At 71.8% G+C, this 15,022-nt stretch carries 16 protein-coding genes; 4 read left to right on the plus strand and 12 right to left on the minus strand.

The genetic code is table 11. The features are described from left to right. Positions 1-9: 9 nt before the first annotated feature. Positions 10-1,224 carry a DUF3500 domain-containing protein gene (locus KZ829_RS17190; protein ID WP_308285528.1) on the minus strand — a complete coding sequence of 405 codons (1,215 nt, stop codon included), beginning with the start codon at positions 1,222-1,224 and terminating at the stop codon, positions 10-12. Between the two features lie 38 nt (positions 1,225-1,262). Then, on the minus strand, positions 1,263-2,042 hold the full coding sequence (locus KZ829_RS17195) for an inositol monophosphatase family protein (RefSeq protein WP_220144912.1): 780 nt from the start codon (positions 2,040-2,042) through the stop codon (positions 1,263-1,265). Positions 2,043-2,116: 74 nt separating this feature from the next. On the opposite strand from KZ829_RS17195, the gene KZ829_RS17200 reads away from it, so the two are divergent. From KZ829_RS17200 to KZ829_RS17210, 3 genes are all read left to right on the plus strand, one after another. Continuing rightward, a complete protein-coding gene (locus KZ829_RS17200; RefSeq protein WP_246635753.1) occupies positions 2,117-2,794 on the plus strand; it encodes a TetR/AcrR family transcriptional regulator in 678 nt (225 codons plus the stop codon). Further along, entirely contained in the window at positions 2,791-4,470 is a 1,680-nt protein-coding gene (locus tag KZ829_RS17205; protein ID WP_308285529.1) for an AMP-dependent synthetase/ligase, read from the plus strand. The genes KZ829_RS17200 and KZ829_RS17205 overlap by 4 nt, the downstream gene beginning before the upstream one ends. Before the next feature lie 100 nt (positions 4,471-4,570). Continuing rightward, the gene (locus KZ829_RS17210; protein WP_220144913.1) at positions 4,571-5,353 is read left to right on the plus strand and encodes a hypothetical protein; all 783 of its coding nucleotides are present in this window, start codon (positions 4,571-4,573) and stop codon (positions 5,351-5,353) included. Positions 5,354-5,362: 9 nt separating this feature from the next. Here KZ829_RS17210 and KZ829_RS17215 read toward each other — a convergent pair whose 3' ends face one another. From KZ829_RS17215 to KZ829_RS17225, 3 genes are all read right to left on the minus strand, one after another. Continuing rightward, on the minus strand, positions 5,363-5,695 hold the full coding sequence (locus KZ829_RS17215) for an STAS domain-containing protein (protein WP_183219173.1): 333 nt from the start codon (positions 5,693-5,695) through the stop codon (positions 5,363-5,365). Further along, entirely contained in the window at positions 5,692-6,522 is an 831-nt protein-coding gene (locus tag KZ829_RS17220; protein WP_220144914.1) for an ATP-binding protein, read from the minus strand. Before KZ829_RS17220 ends, KZ829_RS17215 begins: the two co-directional genes overlap by 4 nt. A gap of 98 nt (positions 6,523-6,620) precedes the next feature. After that, positions 6,621-9,374: a DEAD/DEAH box helicase gene (locus tag KZ829_RS17225; protein ID WP_220144915.1), complete on the minus strand. Its 2,754-nt coding sequence runs from the start codon at positions 9,372-9,374 to the stop codon at positions 6,621-6,623. A gap of 78 nt (positions 9,375-9,452) precedes the next feature. Between KZ829_RS17225 and KZ829_RS17230 the strand changes: the two genes are divergently transcribed. After that, positions 9,453-10,196 carry an HAD family hydrolase gene (locus KZ829_RS17230; RefSeq protein WP_308285530.1) on the plus strand — a complete coding sequence of 248 codons (744 nt, stop codon included), beginning with the start codon at positions 9,453-9,455 and terminating at the stop codon, positions 10,194-10,196. Here the strand turns inward: KZ829_RS17230 and KZ829_RS17235 are convergent. The 7 genes from KZ829_RS17235 to KZ829_RS17265 form a co-directional block, all read right to left on the minus strand. Further along, a complete protein-coding gene (locus KZ829_RS17235; protein ID WP_183219179.1) occupies positions 10,187-10,369 on the minus strand; it encodes a hypothetical protein in 183 nt (60 codons plus the stop codon). The genes KZ829_RS17230 and KZ829_RS17235 overlap by 10 nt on opposite strands. A gap of 41 nt (positions 10,370-10,410) precedes the next feature. Next, complete coding sequence (locus KZ829_RS17240) at positions 10,411-11,310, minus strand: diacylglycerol kinase family protein (RefSeq protein ID WP_220144916.1); 900 nt, start codon at positions 11,308-11,310, stop codon at positions 10,411-10,413. Positions 11,311-11,349: 39 nt separating this feature from the next. Then, a complete protein-coding gene (gene tatC, locus KZ829_RS17245; protein ID WP_183219185.1) occupies positions 11,350-12,297 on the minus strand; it encodes a twin-arginine translocase subunit TatC in 948 nt (315 codons plus the stop codon). A gap of 9 nt (positions 12,298-12,306) precedes the next feature. Then, a complete protein-coding gene (tatA, locus tag KZ829_RS17250; RefSeq protein WP_220144917.1) occupies positions 12,307-12,609 on the minus strand; it encodes a Sec-independent protein translocase subunit TatA in 303 nt (100 codons plus the stop codon). Positions 12,610-12,737: 128 nt separating this feature from the next. Continuing rightward, positions 12,738-12,983, minus strand: coding sequence for a hypothetical protein (locus KZ829_RS17255; RefSeq protein ID WP_220145011.1), 246 nt, complete (start codon positions 12,981-12,983; stop codon positions 12,738-12,740). A 15-nt stretch (positions 12,984-12,998) separates the two neighbouring features. Beyond that, positions 12,999-13,985, minus strand: coding sequence for a helix-turn-helix transcriptional regulator (locus KZ829_RS17260; protein WP_220144918.1), 987 nt, complete (start codon positions 13,983-13,985; stop codon positions 12,999-13,001). After that, a complete protein-coding gene (locus KZ829_RS17265) occupies positions 13,982-14,971 on the minus strand; it encodes a helix-turn-helix transcriptional regulator (protein ID WP_220144919.1) in 990 nt (329 codons plus the stop codon). The genes KZ829_RS17260 and KZ829_RS17265 overlap by 4 nt, the downstream gene beginning before the upstream one ends. Positions 14,972-15,022 lie beyond the last annotated feature (51 nt).

Here is a 15,022-nt window from a genome sequence, read left to right on the forward strand (position 1 = left end):
GCCCGCGCGTCAGAAGGTGAACTCGCCGCCGTAGTCACGGGTGTGGTCGCGATAGATCGTGTGATAGCGGATCTGGTCCTGGACGACCACGCCGTTCTGGCAGACGAACTCCACCCAGACGCTCGGCCCGTCGATGCGCACGTAGTCGGCGTGGTTGGTCAATGAGGTGCCGCCGGACCAGCCGATGTAGGTCTGGTCGATCTGCGACTCGTAGATCTTCATCAGCTCCGCGGCGGTGGCGTCGTCGGCGACCTCGACCCAGGGCGCGACAGCGGCCAGGACCAGCCTCTTCTGCCCGGCTGTGAGCGACCCGGCGGACAGGCCCTCCTTCTTCGCCGGGAACTGGCCGTCCTCGCCCGGCCCGAGCAGCACGTCGGTGAACGTCTTCGCCAGCTTCGCCTTCCCCCGCTCGGTCTCGGTGAGGCTGCCGAGCATGGTGACCAGGCCGGTCCTCATGTCGTACAGCGGCGCGTGCCGGATGTTCGCGGCGTCGGTCCAGGTGATCGGCTCGACGCCGACGAAGTACGGCGACGCCCCGGCCACCTCGCCGTTCTTGTACGACATGTGCACCGCGAGGTGATGGCCGCCGAAGCTGATCATCCAGGCCCCGGTGGTGCTGGGCGTGCCGAGGAACGCCAGGAAGTAGTTGCCGGAGGAGTAGGTGGTGTCCGCGCCGCCACTCGGCATCTCACCGGGCGGGCCGCCGCCCGGCATGCCACCACTGGGCGTCCCGCTGGGCATCCCGCTGGGCGGGCCACCGGTCGGCATGGCCGGACGGGCGCTGCTGATCGCGCCCTTGGCCTGGAGGAGGGCGAGCTGGTCGTCGGCGGCCATGATCTGCTCGACCCGCTCGTAGCCGTTGCCGGACCGCGTCCCGAGCGCCGTCTTCAGCACGCTCCTGGCGGCCGCCTGCTCCTCGATGTCCAGGTCACCGAACCGGATGCCGGGCCGGCAGGACGAGCCGCACGGCAGGTTCGACCACAGGGTCGCATTGGCCTCGGACAGCTCCAGCTGGGTGAGCGCCTTCTCGTCGGCGTCGAGGGTGGCGAGGAACGCCTCGGCCGCCTGGACCACGCCGGCGACCGATTTCTCGTACGACCTGACGACGGCCACCGCCGCCGAGATGGACTTCTCGGTCGACGGCTCCTGGTCCGCCGGCCCGCCGCAGCCGGCCGACGCGAGCATGAGAAGCACGCCGGCGAAGGGCAACCATCGATTTCTCACGATCCGCTCCCTGATGAAGATCCGTCCGGATCATCACGCTAGCGAGCGTTGAGCACCTTCAAGGCTTTATCAACCAATTCCGCACTCCGGGAATACAGTGCCGCCCCCGGCCCCGGCCGGGTCCGCCCGTCCAGGCCCCGGTAATCGCCGCCGGCCTCGGTCACGATCAGCGAGGTGGCCGCGAAGTCCCAGATCTGGCCGCCGGTCTGCACCGCCAGATCCAGTTCACCCCGGGCCACCAGGAGCGCGGGCTGCACCGCCCACCCACGCTCGTCGGCCGCCTCGATGAGAGGCGCGACCGTGTCGCGTCCCCAGTCCGGCACCACGCCGAGCCGGCTCCCGGCCAGCTCCACCGGCCCGGCGCCGACGACCCGGATCCGGTGTTCGCCGAGGATCCGGCCGTCCTGGATCCGGCCCTCCCAGGCGCCGCCGCCGCGTTCGGCCCACCAGATCCGCCCCTGGGCCGGGACCGCCGCGACGCCGACGCTGATCTCGCCCCGCTCCTCGAGGGCGATCAGCACGAGCCACCGGTCGTCGCCCTCGACGAAGAGGTGGGTGCCGTCGATCGGGTCGATGATCCAGCGGCGGCCCTCGGTGCCGGCGGTCTCGCCGTGCTCCTCGCCGAGGACCGCGTCCCCCGGCCGGGCGACGGCGAGGACCTCCCGGATCCGGGTCTCGACGGCCCGGTCGGCGGCGGTCACCACCGACCCGTCGGTCTTGACCTCACGCGGCAGCCCGGCGAGGGCCGCGAATTGCCGGAGGCCTTCGGCCGCACCCGCGAGGGCGGCGTCCTGGGCGAGTCTCAGATCATCAGCCACGCACCCATCCTGCCCGCGGCACCCCGAGGGGTTGTCCCGTGTCACGAGAACGTCATGGGAATCTTGAAGTAACAATGCGTACTCAGATGGACCGGATCACCGACGGAGTGATCTTCACCGTGCCGGCCGGCCTGCCCCGGGGCCGGCACGTGCTGGCCCGTGAGCAGGTGGTGGCCGCCCAGCGGGAGCGGATGATGATCGCCGCCACCGAGCTGCTGGCGGCCGGGGGCTACCGGGGCTTCGGGGTGCGCGAGATCTGCGCCCGGGCCGCGGTGTCGAGGGCGGCGTTCTACGAGTGCTTCGCCGACAAGGACGCCTGCGTGCACGCCGCCTACGACCGGTTCATCGCGGTGTTCCTGGCCCGGCTGACGGTGGCGGCGAACCGGGGCGAGGACTGGCCCGGTTGCGTGCGCGAGTTCGTGGCCGCCTACCTGGGCACGTGCGAGAGCGACCTGGTGGCGGCCCGCGCGTTCGGGGTGGAGATGGACGCGCTGAGCCGGGCGGCCCGCGACCGGCGGCGCGCCGCGCTCACCCACCTGGCCGGGTTCATCCGCGAGCTGCGGGAACAGCGGTTCCCCGGCACGATCGGGGACACCCCGCTGAGCGCCTATGTCGGCGCGATCTACGCGCTGCGGCAGATCGCGTCGGACGCCCTCGACGCCGAACCCGTGCCCGACCTGTCGGCCCTGGTCCCGGAACTGTCCACCTGGCTGTGCCGGATGGTGCAGAGCCCAGCAGAGGAGAGAGTGTGACGATCTGTGCCGCCCCCGCGGTCGAGCTGGCCCGCCTCGACGATCTACGGCGGGACAGTCCGTCGTCGTTCGGTGCGATGTTCCTGCGGCGCGCCGCCCGTACCCCCGATGAAGTGGCCTATCGGCGACCCGGCAGCGAGGGTGGGTGGATCGCGCAGACCTGGGCGGAGACCGCGTCAGCGGTCCGGGAGATCGCGGCGGGACTGATCACGCTCGGCCTGCGCCCGGAGGACCGGGTGGCGATCGCGTCCGGCACGTCCGTCGAGTGGATCGAGGCGGACTTCGGGGTGATGTGCGCGGGCGGCGCCACCACCACCGTCTACCCGTCGTCGTCGGCGGAGGAGGTGGCGCACATCCTCACCGACTCGGGCAGCCGGTTCGCGTTCGTGGCGGACGCCGCCCAGGAGGCGAAGGTCGGCCCGCACGTGGAGCGGGTGTTCCGGATGGACGGCCTCGGCGAGCTGCGGGCCGCCGGCCGGGAGGCGCTGGACGCCGATCCGGAGCTGGTGCGACGGACCACGGACGCGGTCCGTCCGGACGACCTGGCCACGCTGATCTACACCTCCGGCACCACCGGCCTGCCCAAGGGTGTGCGGATCACCCACGGCGCTTGGGTCTACCAGGGCCTGGCGATCCAGGCGATGGGCTTCCTGCGGACCGACGACGTCGGCTACCTGTGGCTGCCGCTGTCGCACGCCTTCGGCAAGGCGCTGCTGTCCTGCCAGCTGTCGGTGGGCTTCGAGTTCGCCGTGGACGGCGACGTGAGCCGGATCGTCCAGCGGCTCGCCGAGGTGCGGCCGACCATCATGCCGGCCGTGCCGCGGATCTTCGAGAAGGTGTACGCCGGGGTCGGCGCGTCGGTCGGCGGTGGCCTCAAGGGCCGCCTGTTCGCCTGGGCGATCAAGGCCGGGCACCGCAACGTGCTGGCCGACCGGCTGGTGCTGTCGAAGGTTCGGGCCCGGTTCGGCGGGCGGATGCGGTTCTTCATCTCCGGCGCCGCCGCTCTCTCCCCGGACATCGCGGCCTGGTTCGGCGCCGTCGGCCTGCCGATCGCCGAGGGGTACGGAATGACCGAAACCTGCGCCACCACGGTCTTCAACCGTCCCGAGGCCCCGGATTACGGCACCGTGGGCCGCCCGCTGCCCGGCACCGACATACGGATCGCCGAGGACGGGGAGGTCCTGCTGCGCGGCCCCGGCATCATGAGCGGCTACCACGGGCTGGACTCCGGCGAGACCCTGGTGGACGGCTGGCTGCACACCGGCGACATCGGTGAGATCACCGAGAGCGGCTCGCTGCGGATCACCGACCGCAAGAAGGACCTGATCAAGACGTCGAACGGCAAGTACGTGGCCCCGCAGGCGATCGAGGCGAGGTTCAAGGCGATCTGCCCGATGGCGAGCCAGATCCTGATCCACGGCGACGGCCGGAAGTACATCACCGCGCTGATCGACCTGGATCCGGAGGTCACCCGTACGCCCGAGGTGGAGGCCGAGGTCGCGGCCTGCGTCGAGCGCCTGAACGCCGGTCTCAACCCGTGGGAGACGGTCAAGCGGTTCCTGATCCTCGACGAGCACCTCGACGTGGAGAGCGGCCTGCTCACCCCGTCGATGAAGCTGCGCCGCCGGAAGGCCGAGGAGCGCTACCGGTCGCGTTTGGACGGTCTCTACACCTAGGCGCCCGGCGTGACCTTGGCCGCACCCGCCTCTGCCTGCGTCTATACCGGTTGCGCGATCACATAGGGTTTTGGATGCGTCGATCCATGGGGGAATCAACATGTCGCCATCTCGCCCTGCCCTGCTCGCTCTCGCCACCGTCGCGCTCGCCGCCGGGTGCACCACCCCGGCCGTCAAGCGGGCGTCCGCGCCCGCGTCCACGCCGGGCACCGAGTCCACGTCGGCCGCCGCCGCGCCGAGCCCGTCCGCGGCCCCGGCCCGCGATCAGCTGCTCGCCGCGCTGGAGAAGTCTCGTAAGAGCACCTACCGGTTCAGCGTGACCGGTGACGTGCCGGACAAGCAGAAGGTCGCCGGCTCCGGGGCGTTCGACCCGAAGGCGAAGCGCCTCAGCGTCAAGTACAAGATCACCGGCAAGGAGGCCGACCAGGCCCAGCGGATCGTGGTCGGCACCGACCTGTACTCGCGGGAGAAGAGCAACGAGACCTGGGTGCACCTCGACCTGAAGCGGATCAAGAAGGACTCGCTGTACTGGTTCGACATGACCGACCCGACCGGCCTGTCCCGGTTCACCTCGTCGGTCGACCAGGTCCGCAGCACCGGGCCGAACGCGTTCGCCGGCACCCTCGACATCGAGGGCGACAAGTTCAACGACGGCTTCCTGCCGGTCGGCACCCCGGCCATCTCGGTCTGGTTCGGCGGCAACGCCCAGTTCACCGCGACCACCGACGCGGCCGGCTGGGTCACCTCCATCGGCGTGACGCTGAGCGACAGCGACGGCGCACTGAAGATGACCACCCGGCTCAGCGGCCACGGCAAGCCGTCCGGGGTGAAGAAGCCGTCCAACTACGGCGAGGCCTGGGACTTCTACTACGACAAGAAGTAGCGGCCGCGGTCACATGTCGAAGAGGTCGGCGGCCCGGGTGGCGCGCAGCAGCCATCGCAGGTGCGGCTGCGGATCGTGCAGGTGGCAGGTCGCCTGCCGGGCCTCCGCCACCCGCCGGGCCGCCACCAGCATCCGCAACCCGGCCGCGTCGCAGAAGTCCACCCCGGCCACGTCGATGTGGATCTGCCGGACCGGGTCGCCGAAACCGATCAGGTCGTGCACCCGGGTCAGGTCGTAGAGCTGGGTCTGCAACGCCTCCACCGACATGGCGTCCAGGCTGCCCTGGAGGGTGATCAGCAGGCGGTCGCCCTGCCGGCTGCCGGCGATCCGCGTCCCGGTCACGACGGCGCCTCCGGGCGGGACCGGATGATCGCCCAGACCAGCTTGCCGCCGCGTGCCGGCAGGGCGCCCCACGCCGACGCCGCCGACCCGACGATCCGCAGCCCCAGGCCCCGGTCGACCAGCGACGGACCGAGCGGGCCGGGCACCGGATCACAGACCCGGGGCAGCACCAGGTCACCGTCGTAGACGGCCAGGTGCACCGCGGCCGCCGGCCCGGAGCCGCGCGACGACACCACCACCTCGATGTCGGTGCCGGCGTGCTCGGCCGCGTTCACCACCAGCTCGGAGATCACCAGGCGGGCCCGCTCGCACAGGTGGCCCAGGCCCCAGCCGGCGCAGGCGTCGGAGACCAGGGACCGGGCCTGCATCGCGGCCGCCGGGTCCGGGGGCAGGGCCAGGTGCAGCCGGTCCGGCAGCGCGTTCCGGCCGGCCAGCGCGGCCCGGGCCTGCGAAACTGTCGCGTACAGCACCAGCCAGTCCCGGGCGCCGAGACGCCGCAGCCGCCGGGCCACCGGCGCGTTCGCCGGCACGCAGACGGCGACCGCGACCGGCGGTTGCAGGGCGGCCCCCTGGGCGCACGCGGTCAGCCACAGTGGCGCGCTCACCGCATGCGGGTCACGCAGCCGGTGCAGGTCCACGATCACCCCGGTCGGGTGCTCGGCCAGGCATTTGTCCAGCACGGTACGGGCCTGCACCGACCGTCGCCGGTCCCAGCCACCCCACACGGACAGCTCGATGACCGCGGTGTCCGCGTCGATGACGGCCAGCACCGAATCCGCCACCGCATCACCGGACCACCCGATCAGGTGCGGTGAGCCCGCGCTCATACCCTCTTCTCCCGGAAATCAGCAACATCGATGCCGCCGCCGCAATTCTTGGATTATCCGGGAGATACCGTCAACGGTGATTCACCATCCGCCACGATCTACAGGGCGCTCTGCAGAGCCAGCACCCCCCGATTGACCGCGCTGATCGCCTTGCGGGCCGTCTCCCGCACGCTCGGCGAGGCGGTGGACGCGTCCTTCACCTGGCCGAGCAGGTCGAGCACCTGGCGGGCCCACCGGACGAAATCGCCGGCCGGCATGTCGGCGTCGTAGTGGCCGCTGGCCAGCACCCGGGCCAGCGGCTCACCCCGGGCCCAGCGGTACATCGGCCAGACGAAGCCGGCGTCGGGCTCGCGGGTCAGCGACAGCCCGTGCTCCGACTCGTCGGCCGCGATCTCGCCCCACAGCTTGGCGCAGGCGTCGACGGCGCCGCTGACCGGGCCCTTCGGCACCGAGGCGCGGTCCTCGCCCTCACGGCGGGACTCGTAGAGCACCATCGACACAGCGGCGGCCAGTTCGTCGGGCGCCAGCCCCTCCCACACGTCCTGGCGCAGGCACTCGGCGACCAGCAGGTCGGCCTCCGACCAGATTCGGCCGAGCATCCGGCCGGCCTCGGTCACCTCGCCGTCGGAGGAGAGGTAGCCGCGGGCGGTCAGGACGGCGCAGACCTGGTCGAACGTCCGGGCGAGCGAGCCAGTGCGCCCGGACACCTTGGCCCGCAACGTCTCGGTGTCGCGGTGCAGACGGTGCCGCCGCTCGGCCCAGCGGGCGTGGTCCTCCCGCTCCGGGCAGGCGTGGCAGGGGTGCTGCCGCATCCTCACCTTGAGCAGGGCGATCTCCGCGTCCTCCCCCGGGTTGGCGCGGCCGCGCCCGGCCCGGCGACGGTCCGGATGCCGGTCCAGCCCGGTGGCGCTGACCTGGGCGGCCAGATCCCGGCGGGCGCCCGGCGAGCGGTGGTTGAAGTTCTTCGGCACCCGCACCCGGGCCAGCACCTCGACCTGCCCGCCGAAGTCGCCGGGGCTGACCCGGCCGGCCCACCGGTCCTGGGTGAGCACCAGCGGCCGGGGCTCCCCGAACCCACCGGTCGCCGGCTCGAGGACCACGGCCAGCCCGGCCCGGCGGCCCTGCGGCACCCGGATCACGTCACCGGTCCGCAGCCGCTCCAGTGAGTCGACGGCCGCCGACCGGCGCTGCTGGACGCCCTGGCGCGACAGCGACTTCTCCCGGTCGGCGATGGCCACCCGGATCCCGAAATACTCGTCGAAGTCGCCGTGGTGGCAGGCGGCGTCCTCGGAATACGTCTCCATGGTCTCGACGTTGCGCTGCACCTGCCGGGCCAGGCCGACCACCGACCGGTCCGCCTGGAACTGGGCGAACGACGACTCCAGCAGCTCCCGGGACTTCTCCGCGCCGACCGAGCCGACCAGGTTGACCGCCATGTTGTACGACGGCCGGAACGACGACCGCAACGGATAGGTCCGCGTGGAGGCGAGCCCGGCCACGTGCCGCGGGTCCACCTCGGGGTTCCACAGCACCACGGCGTGGCCCTCGACGTCGATGCCGCGGCGCCCGGCCCGGCCGGTCAACTGCGTGTACTCCCCGGGGGTGAGGTCGACGTGCGCCTCGCCGTTGAACTTGACCAGGCGCTCCAGCACCACGCAGCGGGCCGGCATGTTGATGCCCAGCGCCAGCGTCTCGGTGGCGAACACCGCCTTGACCAGGCCCTTGACGAAGCATTCCTCGACCGCCTCCTTGAAGGCGGGAAGCATGCCGGCGTGGTGGGCGGCGACGCCGCGCTCCAGGCCGTCGAGCCACTCCCAGTAGCCCAGGACCGACAGGTCCTCGGACGGGATGGCGGCCACCTTGGCCGACACGATCCGGCGGATCTCGGCCCGCTCCTCCGGCTCGGTGAGCCGCAGCCCGGCGTCGAGGCACTGCTTGACCGCCGCGTCACAGCCGGCCCGGCTGAAGATGAACAGGATCGCCGGCAGCAGGCCGCCCCGATCCAGGCGCTCGACCACCTCGGCCCGGGGCGGTGGCTGCCAGCGCTTGCCGCGCCCGCCCCGCCAGCCGCTGCTCGCCCGGTCGGTGAACTCGAGCCGGCGGTCCATCTCCCGGGTGTAGCGCAGCAGCTCGGGATGCACGTCGTGCTTGCGGGCCGCGTCGGCGTCGTGGAACAGGTCGAACATCCGCCGGCCGACCAGCATGTGCTGCCAGAGCGGCACGGGCCGGTGCTCGCTGACCACCACCTCGGTCTGCCCCCGGACGGTGACCAGCCAGTCGGCGAACTCCTCGTAGTTGCTGACCGTCGCGGACAGCGAGACCAGGGTGACCGACACCGGGAGGTGGATGATCACCTCTTCCCAGACAGCGCCCCGGAACCGGTCGGCGAGGTAGTGCACCTCGTCCATCACCACATAGGCCAGATTGCGCAGCTGGTCGGAGCCGGAGTAGAGCATGTTGCGCAGCACCTCGGTGGTCATCACCACCACCGGGGCGTCGCCGTTGATCGCGTTGTCGCCGGTCAGCAGGCCGACCTTGTCGGCGCCGTAGCGGGCCACGAGATCGTGGTATTTCTGATTGGACAGCGCCTTGATCGGCGTGGTGTAGAAGCACTTGCGCTCCCCCGAGCGCAGGGCCAGGTGCACCGCGAACTCGCCGACCACGGTCTTGCCCGCGCCGGTCGGAGCGCAGACCAGGACCCCGCTGCCACGCTCCAGCACCTGGCAGGCCTCGCGCTGGAAGTCGTCCAGGTCGAAGCCGACGTCGAGCATGAAATCCTCGAGGGCCGGATAGGTGGCGACCCGCGCCGCCCGCCGTCTGGATGCCGCGTATTTCTCGGCGGGACTAGTCATGACCCAAGGCTAGTTCGTGCGTACGACAATTCGCAGCACGGTATAGGGCCGCAAGGTCCGCCGGGACCGCTCGGTAAGGTGCACGGCGTGCCGCTTGCCTCGAATCCTCCAAACCGTCCGGTGCGGCCCGTCGAGGCCGTGCTCTTCGACTTCCACGGCACACTCGCCCAGGTGGAGGATCCGCTGACCTGGGTGATCGCCGCGGCCGCCGCCTGCGGGACCGCACTGGACCGGGGCAGGGCGACGGTTCTGGCCGACCGTCTGACGACCGCCGGGCGGGCCGGCGGGCCGCTGCCGCACCGCGTGCCGCCGCACCTGGCCGAGCACTGGGCCGACCGCGACCTGTACCCGCACAGTCACCGCGCCGCCTACACCGGTCTGGCCGCGACCGTCCACACTGACGTGGCGGGGCTGGCGGACGCCCTCTACGAGCGGCTGCTGCTGCCGGAGGGCTGGCTGCCGTACCCGGAAACCGAGCCGACGCTGCGCAAACTCCACGAGGCCGGGGTGAAGGTGGCGGTGGTCAGCAACATCGCCTTCGACATCCGGCCGCTGTTCGCCGCCTGGGGGCTGGACGGGTTCGTCGACGGTTACGCGCTGAGTTACGAGATCGGGCGGATCAAACCCGACCCGATGATCTTCTACCGGGCGTGCGGCCTGCTCGGCGTCGACCCGGAGCGCGCGCTCATGGTCGGCGACACCCCGGCCGACGCGGGCGCCGTCGATGCGGGGCTGGCCACGCTGGTGCTGCCCGCCGCCGACCCGGGCCGGCCCAACGGGCTGTCAGCGGTGCTGGCGCTGGCGCTGGCCGGTCAGGCGTAACGGTCCAGGACGGTCCCCTGGCGGCCCTTCTTCGCCGCCTCCGCGGCCGGCGCCTCGTCCTGCGGGCTGACCGCCGCGTCGGCGATCGCCCTGAGCGCCTCCTTGGCGCCCCCGAACAGGGAGGCCGCGCGGGTGGTCACCGAGGGGACACTGCTGCCGATCGAGTTCGTCATGCCTTACGGTTCGGCGCGCCCACCGAGATCTGACCCCGTGGTCAGCGGAGCAACCGGACCGCACCCGGCACACAGCTCACCTCGACCGGCAGGGGGCCGAGACGCTCGCCGTCGGCGTACCCGATGATGCCCTCCGCCTCGATCCGCACCTCGCGCGCCCGCAGCACGGTGATCCGCGGATCGGTGACGTGGGTGCCGTTGCGCAGGCGCGGCTTCAGCCGCGTGATGGCCGCGCGCCCCAGCGTGGTCGCGAAGATGACGTCGAGCAGGCCGTCCGCCGGGTCGGCGTCCGGCACGATCCGCAGGCCGCCGCCGTAGCTGGGACAGTTGCCCACCGCCACGATCTCGCCCCGCAGATGGTGCACGGCGCCGTCGGTGCGCACCGTGTAGTCGCGGGCCCGCAGCCGGGCCAGCTCCAGCAGGATCGCCAGGTCGTAACGGCGCGGTCCGGAGGGCCTGCGCATCCGGTTGGCGCGCTCGTTGACCAGCGCGTCGAATCCGCCGGCCAGAACCGCGCAGAACCATCGCCGCTCACCCCGGGCGTCGGAGGTCCGGGCCAGATCGAACCGGTGGTCCCGCTGCTCACGGAGGGCCTCGGCGATCGCCTCCGCGGCCTTCAGCGGATCATGGGGTACGCCCACCGCGCTCGCGAAGTCGTTGCCCGTCCCGGCCGGCACCACCCCGAAGCCGGCCTCCCGCCCGGCGACCGCCTGGAGCGCCCGGTGGACCGTGCCGTCGCCACCGACCGCGACCACCGCGGCGGCCCCGTCGGCGACCGCCCGGTGGCAGGCCAGCTCGGCCTCGGCACTGCTGGCGGCGTCCAGGAGCCGCACCGTGTGCCCGGCAGTCCCGAGGGCCTCCAACACTCCCGGAAGCAGACCGCGGTGCCGGCCACGCCCCGCCGAGGGGTTGGCCAGCACCGCGATGAAGTCGCTCGTCACAGTCGCGAACGTTATACCCGCGGCGGCGACCGGGCGAGACTAGGTCATGTCGTCGAACCGGCGCTCGATCGGCATCGGCTTCTCCACCGGGGCCGGCGTCTCGACCGGGTCGGAGGCACCGATCGGCACCCGCTCCTCCTCCAGCACGGAGATCGCGTCGTCGTCGAGCCCGGCGTAGATCTCCTTGCCGCGGCCCTTGCGCTTGTCGTTGAGGAACGCCACGCCGACGGCGATGAAGTACAGCAGCGACAGGCAGGCGGCCAGCAGCGTCATGCCGAACGGACCGGGGTCGGGGGTGGCGATCGCGGCGAACGCGAACGACAGGAAGACCACGGTCCGCCACCAGCTGAGCAGCCGCCGGGCACTGACCACGCCGGTGAAGTTCAGCATCAGCAGGACCAGCGGGAACTCGAACGCCGCGCCGAAGATCATGATCATGCTGGTGATGAAGCCGGTGTACGCCGTGATCTCCAGCTGCGTCGTCTCACCGATGACGCCGGCCGTCATGATGAATTCGAGGCTGTGCTGCACCACGAAGTAGGCCAGCGTCGCGCCGCCGATGAACAGGGGCGCGGCGATCGCGACGAACACGTACGCCCATTTGCGCTCGTGCCGGTGCAGGCCGGGCGCGATGAACGCCCACAGCTGATAGAGCCAGACGGGCGCGCCGATGATCAGGCCGAGCCAGAGCGCGATCTTCAACTTCAGGACCAGCTGGTCGGTCGCACCCAGCGTGAGGAAGTTGCATTTGCCCTGGCCGACTTCCCCCAGCGTCCACGACGAGTCGAGCCCGCAGTAGGGAGCTGCCAGCAGGTCGAAGGCCCAATCGGAGAGGATGAAACCGACGATCAGGCCGACCACGATGCCGACGGACGCGTAGAACAGCCGGTTTCGCAGCTCGCGGACGTGCTCGATGAGCGTCATGGAGCCGTCGGCGGCCTGCTGGAACTTACTGGGTCCCGTGTTCTTCCGAAGGCTCAGTGCCATCGGCCCGGGTCAGCGGTCGTTGGTGCGCTGCACCGGGTCCACGTACGGCTGGGCGGGCGGCTGCTGCGGCTGCTGGTAGCCCTGCTGCTGGTACGGCTGCTGCACCTCGCCCTGGAGCGGGGTGCGGCTGTGCTGCGGCTCCGCCTTCTCCGCGACGCTGTTGTCGTCGTCGACGAGGCCCTTGGTCTCCGCCTTGATGATCCGCAGCGAACGGCCGAGGGACCGCGCCGCGTCCGGCAGTCGCTTCGCGCCGAAGAGCAGGACAAGCACAACAACGAGAACAATGATGTGCCATGGCTTGAGGGCGCCCATGGGAGACTCCAGTCGGTCGGATCAGGTTGCGGGGTCCATCGTACGTGTGGATCCCCGGGATGTTGCCCTCCGGATCCTTCCGGTTTCTTATGATCTTCGGAAGGTCCGGACAACAGGCCGGGAACGGTCTACCGGCGGCCGAGACCGGCTTTGATCTGCTCCACCGTCTCCTGCGCCCGCTCGGCCCGCTCCTGCACGGCGAGCATCGTCTCCTGCATCACCTCGGCCTTGGCCTGGAGGGCGAGCGCCTGCTCCTGGCGATGCCGCAGCCGCCGGGCCGCGCGCTCCAGGACCCTCAGCCGCCCGAGCAGTCTCGTCCCGGCGACGACCAGGACCACCAGCGCGACCGCCACCACGGCGATCCAGACCCACATCAGCACGCGGCCACCCTATCCGGCCGCCGGACGGTCCGCCGCGAGGCCGTGCGGCGCGGCGTACTGGTCGAGGGCGGTCGCGGCCTGGGCGCGGATCCGTTCCAGCAGCTCGGGCGGGCCCACCACGGTGACGTCGCGGCCCTGGCCGGCCAGGAACCGCTGAGCCCAGCCGAGGTCGGTGACCCGCATCGTGACCAGCCACTCCGGGCCCTCCCGGACGACCTGCTCGACCGGGTAGTACTCGGTGATCCAGCGCCCGCCGCGGCCCACCCGCAGGGTGACCAGCGGCAGCTCCGGGCCGGGGTGGAAGACGCCGCCGGTGACGTCGTGCGGCACCGCGCCGACCGGCGGCGCGGACGGCTCGTCCAGTTCGGTGAACGCGTCGATCCGGTCGATCCGGAACAGCCGGGTCGCCTCGGCCCGGCGGCACCATGCCTCCAGGTAGTTGAAGCCGCCGACCATCAGCATCCGCATCGGGTCGACCACCCGGTCGGTGGTCTCGTCCCGCGACGGGGTGTAGTAGGTGAGCCGCAGCGCGTTGCCGGAGGCGACCGCGGCCCGGACCTTGGCGAGCCGCTCCTGGTTCGCCGGCAGTTTGACGGCCACCGGGGCGTCCGCCAGGTCACCGGCCGCGTTCTCGATCTTGGCGAGGGCCCGCTCGATCGCGTCCCGGGTGCCGATGCCGGGCGTCTCGGCGAGCATCCGCAGCGCCACCACCAGGGCGAGGGCCTCGTCCGGGTTGAGCCGCAGCGGCTTGTCCATGCCGGCGTCGTGGCTGATCGTCACGTGGTCGCCGTCGATCGCCATGTCGATCAGGTCACCGGGGCCGTAGCCGGGCAGTCCGCACACCCAGAGCAGCTCCAGGTCCTCGCGGAGCTGCTTGTCGGTGACGTCCAGGTCGGCGGCCGCCTCGGAGATCAGGATTCCGGGCCGGGCCAGCAGGTACGGCACCAGGTTCAGCAGCCGCCCGAGCCGGTCCGCGGAAGGGGTCCGCGCGCTCATGCCGGCACCGCCGGGGTCTCGTGCCGGGTGATCATTTCCTTCAGGTGCTGGATGACGGCGTCGCGCAGCTCGGGCGGGCCGTCGGCGCGGGCGTCCGGGCCGTACCCGGCGATTCGCGAGGCCAGCCAGTCCACGTCCCCGTAACTGATGGTCAGCCGGTCGCCGTCCGGTCCCGGGGTCACCTCGGTGGCCATCCGGCGCAGCCCGGCGGCCCGGCCGGGGCGGACGGTCACGGTGGCCCGGCCGTTGCGCGCGATCGGCCCGGTCGAGCGGGCCACGTGGCTGATCAGGTCCGCGCCGACGGGCGGCTCGAAGGCGCCCGGGCGGCCGGTGGCCTTGACCTCGCCGACGATGCGGGACAGGCGGAAGCAGCGGGTGGCGGCCCGGTCGCGGTCGTGGCCCACCACGTACCACCGGCCGCGCCAGCAGACCACGCCCCACGGCTCCAGGCGGCGTGAGCTGGGCTCGTCGACCTCGGGCACCCGGTACTTGAAGGTGACCGCGCGGCGCTCCCGGGCGGCCGAGGTGAGCGGCCCGAACGACGGGTCGACGGTCACCACCGGCTCCACGCCGAGGGTGGCCTGCGGATCCACCTCGACGCCGGCGGCCCGCAGCTTGGCCAGCCCGGACGACGCCGCGGCGGCCAGACCGGCGTGCTGCCACAGGCGGGCCGCGATGCCGACGGCGGCCGCCTCGTCCGGTTCCAGAAGGATGTCGGGCAGCGCGTACTCACGCTGGGCGATCCGGTAGCCGGGCTCCTGGTCGAAGATGCTCGCCGTACCGGTCTCCAGGGGGACGCCCAGCTCACGCAGCTCGGCCTTGTCCCGTTCGAACTTGCGCTGGAACGCCTCGTGGTCACGTGGGTCCGACGGGTCGTGCTCGTAACCGGGCACGGTCAGGGCGATCTGCGCGGCGGTCAGGAACCGCCGCGTCGACAGGAGGCAGATGACCAGATTCACCAGGCGCTCGGTACGAGTGCGCGACACGAGTGGCAACGCTAGCAGCACCCGGTCGCGGGACTGTCAGGCGTCACTGCC

It is taken from the genome of Actinoplanes hulinensis (genome assembly GCF_019429605.1).
GTDB classification, from domain to species: Bacteria; Actinomycetota; Actinomycetes; order Mycobacteriales; family Micromonosporaceae; genus Actinoplanes; species Actinoplanes campanulatus.

Excerpts from the sequence above, each read along its gene's own strand:
- tatA (WP_220144917.1), bottom strand. The coding sequence starts at position 12,609 with ATGGGCGCCCTCAAGCCATGGCACATCATTGTTCTCGTTGTTGTGCTT.
- KZ829_RS17255 (WP_220145011.1), bottom strand. The coding sequence starts at position 12,983 with ATGTGGGTCTGGATCGCCGTGGTGGCGGTCGCGCTGGTGGTCCTGGTC.
- KZ829_RS17210 (WP_220144913.1), top strand. The coding sequence starts at position 4,571 with ATGTCGCCATCTCGCCCTGCCCTGCTCGCTCTCGCCACCGTCGCGCTC.
- KZ829_RS17220 (WP_220144914.1), bottom strand. The coding sequence starts at position 6,522 with ATGAGCGCGGGCTCACCGCACCTGATCGGGTGGTCCGGTGATGCGGTG.
- KZ829_RS17260 (WP_220144918.1), bottom strand. The coding sequence starts at position 13,985 with ATGAGCGCGCGGACCCCTTCCGCGGACCGGCTCGGGCGGCTGCTGAAC.
- KZ829_RS17235 (WP_183219179.1), bottom strand. The coding sequence starts at position 10,369 with ATGACGAACTCGATCGGCAGCAGTGTCCCCTCGGTGACCACCCGCGCG.
- KZ829_RS17200 (WP_246635753.1), top strand. The coding sequence starts at position 2,117 with ATGCGTACTCAGATGGACCGGATCACCGACGGAGTGATCTTCACCGTG.
- KZ829_RS17225 (WP_220144915.1), bottom strand. The coding sequence starts at position 9,374 with ATGACTAGTCCCGCCGAGAAATACGCGGCATCCAGACGGCGGGCGGCG.
- tatC (WP_183219185.1), bottom strand. The coding sequence starts at position 12,297 with ATGGCACTGAGCCTTCGGAAGAACACGGGACCCAGTAAGTTCCAGCAG.